19 protein-coding genes, 1 tRNA gene and 3 pseudogenes are annotated in these 17,838 nt (G+C 35.4%); 12 read left to right on the top strand and 11 right to left on the bottom strand.

The genetic code is table 11. The features are described 5' to 3' along the window. Positions 1 to 5 precede the first annotated feature (5 nt). The 4 genes from AAGD44_RS01470 to AAGD44_RS01455 all read right to left on the bottom strand — a co-directional run bounded on the left by AAGD44_RS01470 (position 6) and on the right by AAGD44_RS01455 (position 2,207). Complete coding sequence (locus tag AAGD44_RS01470) at positions 6 to 953, bottom strand: site-specific tyrosine recombinase XerD (RefSeq protein WP_341764273.1); 948 nt, start codon at positions 951 to 953, stop codon at positions 6 to 8. A gap of 29 nt (positions 954 to 982) precedes the next feature. After that, positions 983 to 1,057: transfer RNA gene (locus AAGD44_RS01465), tRNA-Cys, on the bottom strand. 42 nt (positions 1,058 to 1,099) lie between these two features. Next, complete coding sequence (locus AAGD44_RS01460) at positions 1,100 to 1,360, bottom strand: palindromic element RPE1 domain-containing protein (protein WP_341764272.1); 261 nt, start codon at positions 1,358 to 1,360, stop codon at positions 1,100 to 1,102. Between the two features lie 304 nt (positions 1,361 to 1,664). Continuing rightward, the gene (locus AAGD44_RS01455; RefSeq protein ID WP_341764271.1) at positions 1,665 to 2,207 is read right to left on the bottom strand and encodes a biotin transporter BioY; all 543 of its coding nucleotides are present in this window, start codon (positions 2,205 to 2,207) and stop codon (positions 1,665 to 1,667) included. Positions 2,208 to 2,573: 366 nt separating this feature from the next. On the opposite strand from AAGD44_RS01455, the gene AAGD44_RS01450 reads away from it, so the two are divergent. The 6 genes and pseudogenes from AAGD44_RS01450 to AAGD44_RS01415 all read left to right on the top strand — a co-directional run bounded on the left by AAGD44_RS01450 (position 2,574) and on the right by AAGD44_RS01415 (position 6,445). Next, positions 2,574 to 4,097, top strand: a complete 1,524-nt coding sequence (locus tag AAGD44_RS01450) for a hypothetical protein (protein ID WP_341764270.1) — start codon at positions 2,574 to 2,576, stop codon at positions 4,095 to 4,097. A gap of 110 nt (positions 4,098 to 4,207) precedes the next feature. Beyond that, positions 4,208 to 4,462: pseudogene (locus AAGD44_RS01445) on the top strand (IS982 family transposase); the annotation flags it as partial. Between the two features lie 97 nt (positions 4,463 to 4,559). Then, positions 4,560 to 5,051 (top strand): helix-turn-helix domain-containing protein, encoded by a 492-nt coding sequence (locus AAGD44_RS01440; protein WP_341763541.1) that lies wholly within the window; start codon positions 4,560 to 4,562, stop codon positions 5,049 to 5,051. A 4-nt stretch (positions 5,052 to 5,055) separates the two neighbouring features. Beyond that, positions 5,056 to 5,553, top strand: a complete 498-nt coding sequence (locus AAGD44_RS01435) for an IS630 family transposase (RefSeq protein ID WP_341763542.1) — start codon at positions 5,056 to 5,058, stop codon at positions 5,551 to 5,553. Positions 5,554 to 5,610: 57 nt separating this feature from the next. Then, positions 5,611 to 6,297: pseudogene (locus AAGD44_RS07790) on the top strand (transposase). Beyond that, entirely contained in the window at positions 6,290 to 6,445 is a 156-nt protein-coding gene (locus AAGD44_RS01415) for a palindromic element RPE1 domain-containing protein (protein WP_341764267.1), read from the top strand. The pseudogene AAGD44_RS07790 and the gene AAGD44_RS01415 overlap by 8 nt, the downstream one beginning before the upstream one ends. A 297-nt stretch (positions 6,446 to 6,742) precedes the next feature. On the opposite strand, the gene AAGD44_RS01405 is transcribed toward AAGD44_RS01415, so the two are convergent. The 3 genes from AAGD44_RS01405 to dapD form a co-directional block, all read right to left on the bottom strand. Continuing rightward, positions 6,743 to 7,354, bottom strand: coding sequence for a hypothetical protein (locus AAGD44_RS01405; RefSeq protein WP_341764266.1), 612 nt, complete (start codon positions 7,352 to 7,354; stop codon positions 6,743 to 6,745). A 148-nt stretch (positions 7,355 to 7,502) separates the two neighbouring features. Then, positions 7,503 to 8,660: a DNA polymerase III subunit beta gene (gene dnaN / locus AAGD44_RS01400; protein ID WP_341764265.1), complete on the bottom strand. Its 1,158-nt coding sequence runs from the start codon at positions 8,658 to 8,660 to the stop codon at positions 7,503 to 7,505. A gap of 38 nt (positions 8,661 to 8,698) precedes the next feature. Then, on the bottom strand, positions 8,699 to 9,523 hold the full coding sequence (dapD, locus tag AAGD44_RS01395; protein WP_341764264.1) for a 2,3,4,5-tetrahydropyridine-2,6-dicarboxylate N-succinyltransferase: 825 nt from the start codon (positions 9,521 to 9,523) through the stop codon (positions 8,699 to 8,701). A gap of 91 nt (positions 9,524 to 9,614) precedes the next feature. On the opposite strand from dapD, the pseudogene AAGD44_RS07785 reads away from it, so the two are divergent. From AAGD44_RS07785 to AAGD44_RS01375, 5 genes and pseudogenes are all read left to right on the top strand, one after another. Next, a pseudogene (locus AAGD44_RS07785) lies at positions 9,615 to 9,713 on the top strand (zinc-ribbon domain-containing protein); the annotation flags it as partial. A gap of 24 nt (positions 9,714 to 9,737) precedes the next feature. Continuing rightward, positions 9,738 to 10,307 carry a hypothetical protein gene (locus tag AAGD44_RS01390; RefSeq protein WP_341764263.1) on the top strand — a complete coding sequence of 190 codons (570 nt, stop codon included), beginning with the start codon at positions 9,738 to 9,740 and terminating at the stop codon, positions 10,305 to 10,307. 47 nt (positions 10,308 to 10,354) lie between these two features. Continuing rightward, the gene (locus AAGD44_RS01385) at positions 10,355 to 10,840 is read left to right on the top strand and encodes an RDD family protein (RefSeq protein ID WP_341764262.1); all 486 of its coding nucleotides are present in this window, start codon (positions 10,355 to 10,357) and stop codon (positions 10,838 to 10,840) included. A 98-nt stretch (positions 10,841 to 10,938) separates the two neighbouring features. Next, on the top strand, positions 10,939 to 11,541 hold the full coding sequence (gene recR / locus AAGD44_RS01380; RefSeq protein WP_341764261.1) for a recombination mediator RecR: 603 nt from the start codon (positions 10,939 to 10,941) through the stop codon (positions 11,539 to 11,541). Between the two features lie 501 nt (positions 11,542 to 12,042). Continuing rightward, on the top strand, positions 12,043 to 13,230 hold the full coding sequence (locus AAGD44_RS01375; RefSeq protein WP_341764260.1) for a hybrid sensor histidine kinase/response regulator: 1,188 nt from the start codon (positions 12,043 to 12,045) through the stop codon (positions 13,228 to 13,230). A 446-nt stretch (positions 13,231 to 13,676) separates the two neighbouring features. Here the strand turns inward: AAGD44_RS01375 and AAGD44_RS01370 are convergent, their stop codons facing one another. Both AAGD44_RS01370 and AAGD44_RS01365 read right to left on the bottom strand, forming a co-directional pair. Further along, the gene (locus AAGD44_RS01370) at positions 13,677 to 14,651 is read right to left on the bottom strand and encodes a D-alanyl-D-alanine carboxypeptidase family protein (protein ID WP_341764259.1); all 975 of its coding nucleotides are present in this window, start codon (positions 14,649 to 14,651) and stop codon (positions 13,677 to 13,679) included. Between the two features lie 31 nt (positions 14,652 to 14,682). Continuing rightward, entirely contained in the window at positions 14,683 to 15,954 is a 1,272-nt protein-coding gene (locus AAGD44_RS01365; protein WP_341764258.1) for an AmpG family muropeptide MFS transporter, read from the bottom strand. Between the two features lie 371 nt (positions 15,955 to 16,325). On the opposite strand from AAGD44_RS01365, the gene AAGD44_RS01360 reads away from it, so the two are divergent. After that, positions 16,326 to 16,742 (top strand): transposase, encoded by a 417-nt coding sequence (locus AAGD44_RS01360; protein WP_341764643.1) that lies wholly within the window; start codon positions 16,326 to 16,328, stop codon positions 16,740 to 16,742. Between the two features lie 396 nt (positions 16,743 to 17,138). Here AAGD44_RS01360 and rplT read toward each other — a convergent pair whose 3' ends face one another. Beyond that, complete coding sequence (rplT, locus tag AAGD44_RS01350) at positions 17,139 to 17,498, bottom strand: 50S ribosomal protein L20 (RefSeq protein ID WP_341764257.1); 360 nt, start codon at positions 17,496 to 17,498, stop codon at positions 17,139 to 17,141. A gap of 25 nt (positions 17,499 to 17,523) precedes the next feature. After that, entirely contained in the window at positions 17,524 to 17,727 is a 204-nt protein-coding gene (rpmI, locus tag AAGD44_RS01345) for a 50S ribosomal protein L35 (protein ID WP_341764256.1), read from the bottom strand. Positions 17,728 to 17,838 lie beyond the last annotated feature (111 nt).

Below are 17,838 nucleotides of genomic sequence, written 5' to 3'. Positions count from 1 at the left end.
CCAATTTAGAGACAGTTATTTACATCATATTTAGCTCTTTTATTGGCCAGAGGGTGCAAATCTACTGCCTGTTTTAAGTGTTTAGCTTGTACATGCGTATATATTTGGGTACTGCTAATATCTGCATGGCCAAGTAATTCTTGAATTACCCGTAGATCAGCTCCCCCTTCTAATAAATGACTAGCAAAACTATGGCGTATTTTATGAGGAGAAATATTATCGGGATTTAAACCCGCCTGCAGCGATACTTGCTTTAATAAAAGAGCAAAATTTTGCCTCGTCATATGCCCACTAGCGGAGGTAGAAGGAAATAAATATGCCTGGCTATTTTTACATTTGATATTTATAAATTTATCACGTACCGCTAAGTAGTTTTGTAAGCTTGCTATAGCCTGAGGATTAATAACTACCATACGCTCTTTATTACCTTTGCCAGTTATGGCAAAGACTTTTCTAATATCGCAAGATAGCTGATTGACTAAAATATTAGCTAATTTTATACTGACTAATTCTGATACTCGGATTCCGCTTGCATATAATAAATGGACCATCGCCTTTAGGCGTATAGCATTATTAGATTTATCCCTATTACAATATAAAAGCAGAGTTTTAATTTCTTCAATGGATAAAATAGTAGGTAATAACACTTGATATTGCGGAAGATCGATCGTTAAGCAAGGGTTATAGTCTATATATTTTTCACTAATTAAAAATTCATAATAACTTTTTATCGCAGATATTTTACGGTTTACTGATCGTGCTTGTAATCCTTTTGTAACCAAATATTCTACTAATACCCTTATATCCCCTGTCTGCACATGCGACTCTTGTAGATTTTTTATTACTAAAAATTTCTGAAAATCTATTAGATCAGTTTTATAACTCACTAACGAATTATTAGCTATACCGCGTTCAGCGACCATCATTTCAAGGAACTGATCTATAAATTCCATATAGACTCTTAGAGTTGCTAAAATAATCTTGGAGGCCAGGGCCGGAATCGAACCGGCGCATGGAGGATTTGCAGTCCACGGCATTACCACTTTGCTACCTAGCCTAAAGCCTTCAAATCCTAGACAATATTCAGGCAAAACGCAACTTATTTCATAAAAAAATAAGGCATTGCCGATAAATAGTTGCTGGCAATCAAAGATTGTGCTTGCGTACCGTAAACGTCATGAGTTAAGCGAGCGTTTGCTGCGCGCGGCAAGCCAGGAAACATTAGACCTCTTGCATAACCTAATCTAATTGGTAATTTTGTCGTCGAAACTCCTCTCTGTTCCTCACGTACGTCTATGTACGCTGCGGTACTCGACTTCGTTTCTCCTAAAAATTCTTCAATTATCTTTAGGTTATGCAAGAGGTCTATTGGATTTGTTTGCAGGATTTTCTGGATTGCTTCGTCGGTCTTATGGCCTTCTCGCAATGACAATGCTCTGGCATCAACTATTTATCGGCAATGCCAAAAATAATAGGCGAATTATCTAGCTATACTCCTCTTCCGATGATTTTGCTGCTAGGCGCAATGGTAGAGCCTATAGATAATAGGCAAGCTATTTGAGCAACCGACGCATGCAAATTCATATCAGAGGAGTATAAATATAGAGAGCCACAAAGTTATATATTGCTCTGAGAATTCTGGCAGCTCAAAAAATTATATAAAGCTAACGGGCTCTTCTCGGTTTAACAATACGTATCAATCCTATTAATAATCCCGATTTAATGATCCCCGGAATAATAAAAGGTACCACTCCCGCATAGAAGGCTTGGCTTACACCTAAAAATCTAGCAAGCCACAAATAGCCCAGTCCCATAATTATTATATTGCCTATTAAACATAAGGAAAGCTGCTCTATTAGTTTGTTCTTGACAATAGTGCCTTTTAAACAGGACATCACATATACGGCAATTAAGAAGCCTATAAAGTACCCACCATTTGATCCCACTATCTTACTAATCCCAAATGAAAAACTAGCAAATAGCGGAACCCCTACAGAGCCTAATAGTAAGTAAGTTAATACCGTTAACGGGGCTTTAACCCTATCATACATAAGGCCTATGAACAATACTGCTACTGTTTGCATAGTGATAGGAACCGGTTGAATTGGTATAGTTATTTGAGAGCAAATAGCTAACAAAGAAACCCCAAAAAATATTTCAAGAATTAGGGAAGTGGAAGACCTGAAAGAAGCGATATTCAATGACATAAAATTAATCTTTTAAATTCTGCTAAATTAGTTGCGTAAAAAGCATACTCTCTTTTCCTGTTAATAGATTAGGAAGATATACTTAAATCGCCATATTGTCAAACAATTATCACCACAATTTTCTACTTATAGTTATTAATTATTACTCAATTGTAACTTATAGGAGCTGTTTCCTCCCCCCGCTCACCCTGAATAATTACAAATAGCCAAAAAAGTTAATTATTTAAGATAAAATTAATTGATTCCTTTAAATAAATTAATATAATGCGGCTGGTCTTTATAGAGGTCAGTTTTCAGCCCTATAATTACAGGATTATTAGCTAAATAAGCAAATCACCTCTCTTTAACTATTAAAATTAATACAAAATGCGCCTAGATAAACTAGCCCTTAAGGCAATTAATACTACAATTGACATTATGGGCGCTATTGGTAAAACAGCAGAAAACATAGGTAGCAAGATATATAATGATCCATATATACTTGTCCGTCCTGTAAGCTCAGCAGTTAAAGGAATGCTACAGCACCCTATCAAGACTTTGTGTTGTGGTTTATATTTCTCCTCGGCTGTTAAAACTTCGGGAGTTGAGGGGCGTTATATTAATAAGGCAGATCCCCTCTCCAAATCTTTATCTGCGCCCCCCTTTGATAATACAGAGCAGAGCAATCAACTTCCAACTAGCTGGATCCCAGATCTCAAAATGACGGAACAACAAATTGATTTACAGATAAATGATTTTCTCGTTTCCTTAAATTTTCCCTTATCCCAACCACTACCACCGGAGCCCTTTCCTAGGTGGTATCAAGCTCTGCAGGCAAGTCTGGACGAAAAAGCTGCTGAAGATCTCCCAGAAGGAACTACCTTATTTGAGGAAGAAACCGCTAGCAGAACCAGAGTGAAAAAAAATATTGCTCGAGTGTGCTGCCCCTCCTCACCCGCCATCCCCCAGAATTTACTGATAAAAATAGAATGTCGGGGTACAGAAAATTGTACCATCAAGGCTAGTGAAAACTCAAACCCCTCTTCTAATCTCCACACTCCAGTTGAGATATATCAAGATAATAAATTGCTTGAAAAGCTTAACTGTCCTAAAGGGGAAGCCTGGAGTGACTGGCTCACGGGCCCGTTTGTTTCCTATTCAGGTAGCGGGTATGATAAGATTATAGAGCGGCTTAGCCCTTGTGACAAAACTATGACTAAAAATACCGTGCGGTTGCAGAGTACGAGCGCAGAAGAGCCCATCATAACTATGACGCCAGTAATACCTTCGGATACCACTAGCTCTTCTACTGTAATCGCACTCTCCGCCATATCAGTTGGAGTGGTGGTGGGCAGTATAGTAGTAGGTGTAGCAGTAGCAGTAGGAGCCTGTCTATACAAACACTGTGGTAAGAGCCCCCCAGGACAAGGTATAGACCCAGCAAATGCTGGAGGTTATCATGCGCCGGCTGGACCGCCCTCACGAGAAGAGTTAGAAAATCGTCACCCGCACGGAGGCAATATGGATGACCATCAGCCTCTGTATGTAGCACCGCAAACGCGCCACAACGCTGCTCCTCACAATAACTTCTCAAACTCTACGAATTGTCATGTTTACGAGGCGAAGATTAAGCATATTTATCACTATCATTATGTTCCTGCTCCGAGGCAAGCAGCCGAAGTAGACCACCCGCATCTTGCACCCAATGCACATCCAGCGAGGGAGAGGGAAGGAGACGGCCATCATCATGATGGCTGGGCAGAGAACGCACAGCAGCGGGGAGAAGTTGATAGGGCCCCTTTAATGCATGCCCCTGCGCCTCCTAGACAATACGACTTGCCACCTCCTCCTCAGGAGATGGAACTGGCAGGAGAGGGTGGCGAGTGGAGTGATGATGGAGGATTTGACTAATAACGCGAGTTTAGGATAAGGAGAGTTTAGAGAGATAATAAGAAATGGGTTTTCAAATCAAAGGCGTTGAGTTATAAGAAATTTTTTAAAGAAAATCAAGATAACTCAACATGAAAAAATGTATCACAACAGTATACTATTTAATAGATAATTTTTGTAAAATTTATCAAGAATGGGAAGTCAAGAAGCTGCTACCTTGTGATAGGAAGCGCCAAAGACAAGGAAGTTTAGACCTTTGTGAATTATTAACTATAGTGTTATATTTTTATTTATCTCCCTGCAAAGATTTTAAAAATTATTACTTATACCATTTACCCTATAAATATCGAGGTTATTTTAACTTGCCAAGCTATAGCCGTATAATACCATTTCCCCATTATAAGCAGAGATATTAGATTGATAGAATGAGTAATTTATGATATAAAGCTAGGTAATAATGAAATAATAGGAAGTAACAAGGAAATGCCTAAAGTATCAAAAATGATAAATGACGAATTAGTATTAAAAGCAAGGGAAGCTTTGAATAACGGAGGGAAGAATGGTGTTGTAGTAACAAGATTAAAAGCCATACTAGCATCGAGTAAGCATGGTATTAAGAAAGTAGCGGAAGTTTATGATATCAACAGATCTTCGCTACATAGATGGGTTGCTCTATTTCGAGATCAAGGCATTGATGGTCTCAAGAACATAGCAAAGCCTTCTAGATCAAAATTAAATACTGCTCAAAAAGATGAGATTAAAACTTTGATAAAGAGAGACAGTAGTATTACGATTAAGAAATTAAAGATAGTGATAAAAGAAAAATTTGATATAGATATAGAAAAATCTAGTATACATAGAATGCTAGGGGCACTTGGGTTTAGGCATATTACTGGTAGAAAGAGGCATTACAAAGCTGACACATCTTCTCAAGAAGAATTCAAAAAAAAATCTACAACAAGTACACCAAGATAATCCTATGGTACCTATTTATTTTTTTGATGAGACTAGGTTTGGGACCAATACAAAACATGGTTTAGGATGGTTTGAAAAAGGCAGTAGGACTCCAGTTCCTACAAAGCTGGGATTTAAATCATTTTATCTTTATTCTGCTACAAATCATAGAGATGGAGACTCTTTTAGTTTAATTATTCCGAATGTTGATAAGGCCTGTATGCAAGTTTTTCTTAATGAATTTGCGAAACATATAACTACAAAAGTTATACTAGTGATGGATGGAGCTGGATGGCATAAAGGTCTTACAATACCAGCTAATATTGAGATTATGTACTTACCACCATATAGTCCAGAGTTAAATCCTGTAGAGAGGTTGTGGCAACATTTAAAAGATTCGGTATTAAAAAATAAAGTTTACGATTGTTTAACTAAACTTGAAGATGCTGTAATTGAATTTATTCAATCTATTTCAATAGAAACTATAAAATCTATATGTAATTGTTCATATATCTATTTATAATAGGGAAATGGTATAATTCAGCTGTGGCCTAGGTTAATACTACCATTAGCATTGTTAATGCAATTATTAAGAGGAGAAGATACAGGGATATATTTCATTGACTCTACTAAATTAGCAATTTGCCATAATAAACGTACTGGTAGCAATAAAGTATTTGGTAAAATTGCTAAAATTGGTATGAGTAGTTATGGGTGGTTTATGGGATTTAAATTACATTAGCCCTCTTGCATAACCTAATCTAATTGGTAATTTTGTCGTCGAAACTCCTCTCTGTTCCTCACGTACGTCTATGTACGCTGCGGTACTCGACTTCGTTTCTCCTAAAAATTCTTCAATTATCTTTAGGTGATGCAAGAGGTCTATTTAATTATTAACAATAAAGGAGAGATAATGGCAGTTAAAATTACTAAAGGAAATAGAAGTGATATCTCTACTGTTTTGTCTATGACTCAAGGGTTAGAAGGTAAATTATTTGGTGATAAGGCTTATATATCAAAGGAGATATTTAACAAACTTTTTGCTAAAAGCTTACGTTTATTTAGCAGTATTCGCAAAGATATAAAAATACATTTACTTGGAATAGAAGATAAAGAACTGTTAAAGAAGAGATCCCTAATTGAGTCAGTATTTAATGTACTAAAAAACAGCATGAATCTAGAACATTCAAGGAATAGATCATCTGTTAATTTCCTAGTCCATATTTTGGCTTGTGTGGTAGGATATGCTATTAGACCTCTTGCATAACCTAAAGATAATTGAAGAATTTTTAGGAGAAACGAAGTCGAGTACCGCAGCGTACATAGACGTACGTGAGGAACAGAGAGGAGTTTCGACGACAAAATTACCAATTAGATTAGGTTATGCAAGAGGTCTATTAAAAAACTTAGCTTAAAATTAGTTACTTCTGTTAATCCCTCGTTGTGCTTATCCTAAACTCGCGTTATTAGACTTCTTGCGAAACTCGCATCGCGCAGGGAATTTGAAGGAGACTCTTCGCTCCAAACCACAGCGTACTTAAATGTATGTGAGGATTCGAGCCTAGATTCGACATACAAATGATCATCTCGGGTAGAGTTTCGAAAGGAGTATATCTTTTTTAGGGATAAGCTCTTTAGGATTATCCCTAAAACATAGTTGGTTTATTTACAACACAAAAAAGCAATTTCTGTAATATAAATAGTAAAGGTTATTAATCTAAATCGTATGAAGCTCCAGCGGTTGATACTAACCTTACATAGTCATCATGATTTGATAGATTTGATTCTAGAATAACATATTCTTCATTACCTAGTAGTGCTGTAACTGGCTGGCTGGCTTCCTCTATCTGCTTAATTCTCTCATCAGGAGTTTTCTTGATTTCTTCGTCCCTCCCGACTAAAGTCACAACATTACTAGAACTTGCTGCGCCGCTACCAGATACATCACTGTGGGAAGGTTGATCAATATCCATAAACGGAAGTACTTCCTGTTGGTAAAACTTAGGAAGGTCTTCTATCTTAACCCCATCTTTATATACAGCCTGGTTTACAATTTCTTGAAAACCAGCATCGGATATATATACAGTTCCTTGATTGAATACTATCTTAATCTTAGGATTGTCAGCTAAAGATTTATTGGTAAAATCTTTAGCTTTATCATCCCAACTATCCTTTATGGCCACTTTTGGCTTACCCGGGCCCTCATCATTCTTACGCGGGGGTTCCAAATGTTGCCATTTCCCAGCGGGCAGTAATATGCCCCCTATCTTACGCTCCGGCGCGTAACTTCCGACTAATTTAAGCTCTTTCACTGTGTAAGGCATATATCTATCCCTTAATTAATTAAATTATTATTATACAGTTTTATAGCGAATTTGGCAATATTTAATTAAAAAATTATTAGATGTTAACTAAACTATTAACCATTCAACCGCTAGATGTCTATTGCTTCTGCAGAGAAACCGATAAATTTTATACTTTTACTGGCATGATGACAAAAAGTTCAGGGGAGTTATCCACGGGCTTTAATAACATTGGCGAAGAGGCGCTAGAAAAGTGCAGCTCTACTTGGCTTGCTTTGATAGCATTTGCTAATGCATTTAAACTGTCCATAATATATTTAGGATTAAAACCTATAGACAACGTATCTTCAGCCTCAAATATACATAAATTACTCGCATCTATGGAAGAGAGGATAACTTCTTTAGCTATTCCCCTTGTTTCTCCTGAAGCAGTTATTTCGACTGAATCTTTGGATAATACCAACTTAATTGCTTGGAACTTATCAATAGTAATGGTGGCTACCCTATCAATCACTTCCGATAATAATTTAGTATTAATAGTAAGTTTTGAATTGTTGTCTACTGGAATAAAGGATTGGTAATCAGGAAAAGTACCGTCAATAAGTTTAGATACCATAATAATATCATCGCATACAAATTTAATCTTGTTAACACTTAAAAAAACTTTCATATCTAGTTGAATATTTTTAGGATCTTTAGCGATCTTCACAATCTCCTCTAAAGTCTTTTTAGGTAGAATAACCCCAAATTCTTTTGCACTATTTTCTATTGGTACTACGGAAACCGACAGCCTATGGCCATCCGTACTAGCGGCCCTACATTCTCCTGCTTTGATACAGAAATACACACCATTTAAATTGTATCTAGTTTCATCCGTTGATATAGAAAATAAAGTACTATCAATCATCTTCGCAAAGTCCCGGCAAGGAATTTGAAAAGTGTATTCACTGCTTATCTCATCTAAAGTTGGAAATTGAGCCACAGGTAGCGTCAATAAATTAAAGGTGCAATTCTGCCCTAACACTTCCAGCTGCGCAGTTTCAGGCGAGATAGTAAGAGTTATTTCATTATCCGAGATTTTTTTGACTATATCGCTAAGGGTCTTAGTAGAGACAGTTATTTCACCCTCACTTACTATTTGGGCAGGAATTTTTTGGCTCAAATATATTTCCATATTAGTAGTAATTAACTCTAACTTACCATCATGGGTGGTTAATTTAATATTACTAAGTTCAGCAATTACATTACGTTTTTCTACCACCGAGTTAGCAAAGGTTAAGGCATGCGTCAGAGCTTTTGTTTGGATTATTACTTTTAAATTGGTCATTAGGTTATTACCTTTAAATTCATCATATTAATACTATTTTAGGTTCTTAATAAATCATTTATAGATACTTTACTTCGAGTAATATGGTCAACTTGTTTTACGATTACGGCGCAATATAAACTTGGTTTCCCTATACTAGAGGGCATGCTGCCAGGTACTACTACTGAATAGGCAGGCACTTTACCATATATTATCTTACCGCTTTCTCTCTCAACTATCTTGGTAGAAGCCCCAATAAATACTCCCATACTAATTACGCTGCCCTCTTCTACTATCACCCCTTCAGCTATTTCTGATCTTGCTCCTATAAAACAATTATCTTCAATTATTACAGGTTTATTTTGAATGGGTTCTAATACCCCCCCAATTCCTGTACCACCAGAAATATGACAATTTTTTCCTATTTGTGCACATGAGCCAACGGTAGCCCAGCTATCAATCATAGTACCGTCCCCTATATAGGCCCCTATATTGATAAAGGAAGGCATAACTACTACATTTTTTCCTATATAACTGCCTGTTCTTATAAACGCCCCGGGTACTATACGGCATAAGTGCTTTTTAAACAATGCTTCTGAGGTATCGTGAGAAAATCTGGGATTAATTTTATCATACCATTTGATACAATCCCCCGCATAAACTTGCGAGTCAGTAACAAGAAAATATAGTAATAACGCTTTTTTTAGCCAATAATTCACTTGCCATTCTTGTCCTTGCTTTTCACAAACTCTTATTACTCCTTCATTCAAAGCATTAATAATCTCATTCAATATTTGTATTAAATACTCCGTCTGTTCTGAACCTTTGGTTAATTTGTCACGTCCTTCCCAAAATTCTTCTATAAGCTTTATATGTTTTTGCATAGTATCCTTGATAAGCACTTGATAAAAATCATAAATAACTTTATTTTTAAGTCAACTTATACCAAAGTCTTAAATTAGTTATGAAATTATCATGAGTATTACTTGCCCACGTTGCCACACTAGCTTCTCCCTCTTCCCAGACCAGATAGGAACCAATGGACGAAAGGTTAAATGTTCAAATTGCCAACATATATGGTATCAAAAACCAGAATTTGTGACTGAGGCCCCTTCAAATGCTAACAATCAAGAACAATCTATCCCCGCTACCAATAAGCCGGTACAGCCTGATGAAATTAAGAACTCTGTATCTCATAAAGCTGATAATTTAGTTTACGCGCATAAAGGCACTAATCTGCCAGTATTATTACCGATTAATATTCCTCAACCTTCTAATAATGTATCTATTATATTGATTAATTTAATTTTTCTCTTATTGTACATATTATTTCATGAAAAACTCAATATATTGGCTTTACCTAAATTTCACAATAATAAGTTAATGATAGACAATATACAAGCGGACCATACAACAGATAATAACCAGCTTAAAGTCTCCTATAGGATAACCAATCATGATAATGAGGATATAATAATACCACTAACTAGAGTTAGGTTACTAGACAAACAAGATATGCCGGTTAAAACTTATATATTAGATCAAAAAAATATTAAATTATTACCTAAACAATATATCGATATTAATACTACTCTTAAGTTAGCCCCTTTTTCTAGTACCTCTCTAGATATTATGCTTGGTAATAGCCTAGATTTTATATTACAATAGGCTACTATAAAATATGTTTGAATTAATAACAGGCCCCTAATAAAAAAATGAAAAAGCAAATCATTTACCCTGCCCTTATTCCTAGAATGTTTGCCACCACTTTAGATTTATTCCTATTGGCAATACTTTCAACTCCACTCACTACTTTTATCTCTTTCAAATTGTCTGAGTTTCTTTTTAAGGTAAATATTGCAGAAATATTAATAAAGAGTGCAGAAAATCTAGAGGCGCTTGCAGTGAACAATTTTAGCAATTTGTTAATATTTATTGCGCTAATGGCAATAGTTAATATTATTATAGTGGGAACATATTTTATCAGTTTTTGGGTTTATTACGGTGCTACTCCTGGTAAGATGATTATGCATATGAAAATAGTTAATGCAGTAACGCTTGAGCAACCTGGCAAATGGCAATTTATCAAAAGATTTTGCGGTTATTTTACAGCATTATTTGGTATTTGGTCTATAGTGGTTTCTAAACAGCGGCAAGCCTTACATGATAAAATGGCTCAAACAGTAGTTATTAAGCGATAAATTAAGCTTATTTATAAGGAAGTGCTTAATAAATTATTGCTATTGAAAATTTTCTCTAGGTAGATAAGAAACCAAGGGGTAAGAAATAAATGATATAAATGGCGCATCAGTTAAATGAAATAGATCAACTGATCTATCTATTTTCTAAATTGCCAGGGCTGGGTCAAAGGTCTGCTAGGCGGATAGTCTTACATCTGTTACAAGAAAAAGATATAAGACTAAAAAGTTTAATTGCTGCTCTTTCATCGGTGGATAATAATGTCTTAAAATGTACTGTTTGCGGTAATATTGACTCAAATAATATTTGTAGGATATGCTTATCTCACAGCCGTAATGACGCTATTATAGCTATTGTGGATACAGTTATAGAACTTTGGGCCATAGAACGTAGTGGAATTTTTAATGGACATTATCATGTCCTTGGGAACAATTTATCAGTCGCCAGTAGACAAAATCCTACAATACTGCGATTACCTGAGCTATTAACTAGATGTCAGAACAATAATATTAAAGAAATAATGATTGCAACTAATTCCACTTTAGAAGGCCAAACAATGGCTTATTTTATTGCTGAATATTTCAAAGATTATAAAATAAAAATATCCAGGTTAGCTAGCGGCATACCGATAGGCGGTGAACTGGATTATCTTGATGAAGGTACTGTCTCTGCTGCCATAACCTTAAGACAAGTGTTTGAGTAATTATTTATACTAGGTTCTGTGAGCAAAAATGCCTATATACTACTCGCCTTTCAAAAATTGTTTTTTTATTTTATCATGGACTCACGTGCTCACGTACTTAGTTGTACGCAGCAAACGCTCGCCATTTAAAATAAAATCCAATTCTTGAAGTACGAGCAGTATAAATCTACTCATTACATAGAAACCTTCACAGAACCTAGTAGAGCTGGGTCAGCATGACAATCCTCACGAGCGCCCATCCTAGGCTCTGTAAAGGAAATTTTATAGCTTGATTTATGCGTATTTTCTCTGCAAAATAGCAAAAATTTTTTGAAATAGGTACACTATTCCGACAAAATTTCCACTATTTTTCGATTAAAACGCTCTACAAATCACTTCTATCAAAATTTCCTTCATAGAACCTAAATGTATAAACTTATTACTCAAGTTATCGAGCAAGCTAGTGGCTGACAGGGAGGGGTAGCTTTGTTTTCTAATTTTTTCTATATTTATAGGTCGAAGATGTTGTCATGGTTAAATACATTTAGAAATAATTCAAAAAATAAAATTTTAGAGTTAGAAAAAAAATTATTTGCACAGAATAATATTCTTGATCATATATCCCATGAAGTCAGATCTTCAATTCATGGAGTTAGTAATATATCTCAATTTTTATATGAAAATTGGGATAAACTTAGTGAACAGGAACGGAAAAAACAAATTGGAGTACTAGCTAAAAATAATCGGCGTATTATAAAATTAACTGATGAATTATTAGATTTATCAAAATTTAGTACAGGTAAAATGGTCTTTTACTTTACTCCTATAGATTTACTCGCTTGCATCAAAAATATAGTACAACAGCTAGTAGAATTAAATGTCTTTAATAATAAAGTGAAAATTGAGCTGGAGGAGCATGGGATAAAAAAAGCCATGATTAAAGGTGATAAAGCTAGAATCAATCAATTATTAAATAACCTGTTTAATAATGCTATAAAATACACCTGTGAGGGAACAATTACTGCTACCATTAATTCAATAAATTATGATAATAAATTATATTGGCGTTTTACTATCTCGGATACGGGAGTAGGAATTCCTGCTTCAGAGCTTGAATCAATTTTCGAAATATTTACCCGTAGTTCCAGAACTAACAAAAATTTCATAGGTACCGGTATTGGGTTAACGATTTGTCGAGAGATTGTTACGGCGCATAAAGGCTATATTTACGCTGAAAATAATTATGATATAGGCGCCAAACTAGTATTTATGATTCCTGCTTATAACCAAAGAAAACCTCGAGTACTTATTAAACCTAATAGAAAGCAATTTAATATACTCCTTGTCGATGATGAAGTCACTTGTCATGAATCAGCCAACTTAATATTTACTTATGAGCAAAGATTCAAAATTATCAGCGCTTATAGCGGTAAAGAAGCAATTAATTTAACCAAAATCTTTTTTAACAAGATTGATTTAATTCTCTTAGATATTGTTCTCCCAGATATAAGCGGCTATGAAGTATATAAACAAATTAGAGAAAATGAAAATTCAGCGCATATCCCGATAGTATTTCAAAGCGGCTTAACTAACAATTATGATGAGCTTAAATCTCTGTTAGATGAACAGAAAACTTATTTAATCCATAAACCCTATAGGAACGAAGAATTAATGGAAATTATAACTCAAATTACTAATAATACTATCTAATATACTGCTCATACTTCAAGAATTGACTTCGTCGTGCCCTAAAGATCGAGGCTGCTCACATATAGCCTGCGGCATTTAGCTGGTGACACTTGATTTTGCAGGATTCGGTTGTGCTCACGTATTCTCTATACGCTGCGCAACCTCACCTTTAAATTCAACTGTCACCAGCTAAATCACTTTGGCTATACTTTAGTACGCTACGCTGCTCGACTTTGACCCTCCTCGCTCTTCTTGAAGTTGATTCTATACTACTCGTCTTTCAAAAATTGTTTTTTTATTTTATCATGGACTCACGTGCTCACGTACTAGCATGTACGCTGCGCGCGCTCGCCATTTAAAATAAAATCCAATTCTTGAAGTACGAGCAGTATATCGTTTACCAACGTTTCAGGTGCGAGCAGTATATACCCTTGATCTTGCAAGAGTTATTATTTCCTTTACAAAACCTAACTCCTAGCTAGCTTCTTTTTAGTCTTTAATTTACCGTTGAGCGCTACCTTAGTTGTTTTAACTTTTTGGGCATGTGTGGTAGTTTTACTGGATTTTACCGGCTGAGTATTTACTTTTACTATAGATCTACTGGGCATAACAGATGTAGCAGACTCAAAATGTTTATCTAATAGTTTGACCATTTGGTCATTTCTCAGCGCTGAAGATTTACAGCCCGTCACAATAGCCATTAAGGACTTGTTTTGCCGCGTAGCAGCAGTAATAACATTATAACCAGCTGGAGTGGTATAACCGGTTTTTAGCCCCTCAGCGCCATAATAAGTTTCATTAACTTTATTATGGCCTTTTATCACTTTACCTCGAAAAACAAAACTATTCTGGGCAAAAATATGATAATGTTTAGGAAAATCCCGCTTAATAGCTAGCGCCAATTTAGTCAGGTCCCGCGCCGTAGTTTTCTGCGCTGGGTGATGCCAACCCGAAGCGTTAGCAAAATGGGTAGATTTCATACCAAGCTGCCTAGCACGGTAATTCATTAGCCCTACAAATTTCTCCTCACTACCCTTAATATTTTCAGCTACTACCACCGCTACATCATTAGCAGACTTAATAATAAGTGCCGATATAGAGTCCCTGACAGTAATAGTTTCATGAGATTTAAGCCCTAATTTAAGTGGCAACATCTTTTCTGCTTTTTTTGAAACATATAATTTCTGGGTCATTCTTAATTTACCCGAATCAATAGCTTCAAATAATAAGTATAATGTCATGAGCTTTGTCAGGGAAGCAGGGTAAATCTTGATATTAGAATTTTTTTCATATAATATTTTACCCGTGTTAGAATCAACCACAAGGCTAGTAGGAGTAGGAGACGATACAAGTTGCCCTTGGCCATAAGCAGTATTAACGCTTACACCTGCAATCACTACAGCAATAATATAGAACAACGATATTTTTTTTAGGGTAATCATAGTTAATGTCAATTATTAAAGTGAAGTTATTTTATCTTAATTCACTATAACCTGTTATATTACCTTTCACTTCTTTCTTATTAAGATAGAACAAAATAATAAGTCCTGGCAAGGCTAAAATTATTGTGAGAATAAAAAAATTATCCCAACCTAACATTTTTACCAGGCTTCCACCCGAAGCAGTAATACTATTCTGAAAGAAGCTGCTACTACTAGTTAATAAAGCGTACTGAGTAGCAGAATATTTTCTATTACATAAATTACTAATATAGCTAACAAGAGCAGTAGTACCCATTGCCCCAGCAAAATTTTCTATAGTAATTGCAATAAATAAAACCTCATTACTAGCGGTTTGATGGTTTAACCAAATAAAGGCAATATGAGTTAAACTTTGAATAATACCTGTTATTATTAATCCTCTAAAATGTCCAAGCTGATATAGTACTATCCCACCTGCAAAAGCACCAGTCAGAGTAGCAAAGAAACCATAAAATTTAGTAATTAAGGCTATTTGCCCTTTGGTATAACCTAGTTCTAGATAAAATGGCATAGTTACAACTCCCAGCATAGCATCTCCTAGCTTAAAAAAGATTACCGCCAGTAGAATTGTAGTAGCATATCTCCTAATAAAGAATTCTTGGAAAGGTTTTAGTACTGAACTGATTATAGCACTAAAAGAGAAAATATTAATATTGTCTCTTTCTAATTGTTGCTCTTTTACGGTCACTATAAAAATTACTGCAACAGCAAAAATTATTCCGATAGTAATAAAGGTAGCTGACCAATCCTTTGTCACTTCAGCAAGATATAAGGCCCCTGCCCCAGTAATTAACATACCTACCCTATAACCTAATACTGCGGTAGCACTAGCAATTCCTTGCTCTGCTGACTCGAATTTCTCTATCCTCAGTGCATCAACAGCGATATCAAATGTCGCAGATAAGAATCCAAGACAAATAGTAAGAAAATACAATGATTTTAATGATTCACTGGGTACTACAGTGCTCATAATGAGTAATACTAAGGATATTAAACTACAACAAACTACCAGCCAGCTTTTTCTATGACCAAATTTACTTAATATTGGTATTTTAAAATAATCTACTACTGGCGACCAGAATACTTTTAAAGAATAAGAGAGTCTAGCAACTGCAAAAGTAGTAATGATGGAAATATCTATACCATCATCTTTAAGCCACGCAATTAAACTAGTGTATAATATAGCCAACGGCATACCGCTCACTATACCTAGGACTAATATTTCAAATAATCGATAATCTTTTACAATTTTTGATAATAACATTAAATTCCTTTTTTTGAAGTGACATATAGCGCAATACAAGTAAATGTTCTACAAAAAATAAATAAATTTTTTTATAAAATTTAGCTTCTCTATCCTGCAGCATATCTGACTTATCTCAGCTCTTCATTTATATTAATTTACTATAGTCACTTAGGTTGAATTAGATACTAGGCGCGAGGAGTGAAGCCTAGGAGATACTAGGTAAGCGCCGAGCAACAACGTAGCTAGTTTAACCTAAGTGACTATATAATATACTCAATGGATTTCAAGAGCCATCATTTTATTGTGAGGAGCGCAGTCTTTAGCATAGTACCCTACGATTTTGGGGTGGAGGGTTGATTTAGGGAGGGAAGAAGTAGTATAAGGTTGATATTTTCGCTTTATATAGGTACCGCTGGTCCATCGAACGGTTGTTTAAGCATCTCAAAAGCGGAGGCTTTGATATTGAAAAAAGTCACTTAGTAAATTTGGATAGATTCAAAAAATTATTGGTGGTAACTGCTATTGCTTCAGCTTTAATAGTTAAGAATGGCTTAATACAAAATTCACTAAACCCAATCCGTATAAAACTCCAAAAAACCACTGAAAAACAATTATTTTCATTATTTACTTACGGGTTTGATCATATTAAAAATATCTTTTATCAATCTATCATTAATAGCTGTAACTCAACTAATACGCACCTTATTAATACCTCCAAAAATAGAACTTCTTACTACTTACTCTGCCTCCCTACAAAAATCGTAGGGTACTATGCTCTTCGCCTCAAACCACAGTGTATAACATAGACCATTAAGGTGCGTACAGAGTATTTATCTTCAAATATGCACGACTACTATGCTTCCCGCACACTATCGTGTAGGCATTGCCGATAAATAGTTGATGGCAATCAAAGATTGTGCTTGGGTACCGTAAACGTCATTGCGATCGAGCGTTTGCTGCGCGCAGCAATCCAGGAAACATTGGTTTGTTTGCAGGATTTTTCGAGATTGCTTCGTCGGCCTTATGGCCTTCTCGCAATGACAATGCTCCGGCATCAACTATTTATCGGCAATGCCATCGTGTACGCATCATAATGATATAAGCTATACTTAAATGTACGTGAGGATTCGAGCACCGGCTCGACGTACAAATTACCACCAAAAGCAGAGTTTCGAAAGAGGTCTAATACAACCTTACCAATATCAGGAAGCTAAGTGTTCTTTTACTTTAGTCACCACATCAGCAAAACCTTGCGGGTTATTAACCGCCAATTCAGCTAGCACTTTACGATCAATATCAATAGCCGCTTTTTTAAGCCCCCCCATAAATTGAGAGTAAACTAACCCATATTGACGGACCGCGGCATTAATTCTTTGAATCCAAAGCCCTCTGAAATCACGTTTACGGTTTCTTCGATCTCTATAAGCATAACTCAGCGCTTTTTCTACTTTTTCAATTGCTACACTAAAACAATTATTAGACCTTCCTCTATATCCTTTGGCCAATTTAAGGATTTTTTTATGACGATTTTTTGAAACTTTCCCTGATTTTACACGTGACATAGCTCATTTCCCTTCTTTTAAATTATTAAATACCATAGGGCATAAAGAATTTTTTAATATTCTTTGCATCTTGATCACAAAGAATTGTGGTACCTCGCAGGTTACGAAGTTGAGCTTTTGTACGGCGTCTCATGAAATGTTTTTTGCCTGCTTGCGTCCCTATCACTTTGCCAGTAGCAGTAAGTTTAAAACGCTTTTTTACGGCAGATTTTGTTTTTAATTTAGGCATAATATTCCCTTGTTTGGTATTTTAAGATGGTAAGTAGCAAAATTTAGGCATACCAAAGCCATGTTGCTAGTGCGCATAAATATAAAGACTTAATAAAATAATTGCAAGTTA

The organism is Candidatus Tisiphia endosymbiont of Beris chalybata, assembly GCF_964026555.1.
Classification (GTDB): Bacteria; Pseudomonadota; Alphaproteobacteria; order Rickettsiales; family Rickettsiaceae; genus Tisiphia.
This window is presented reverse-complemented; position numbering and strand designations above follow the sequence as displayed.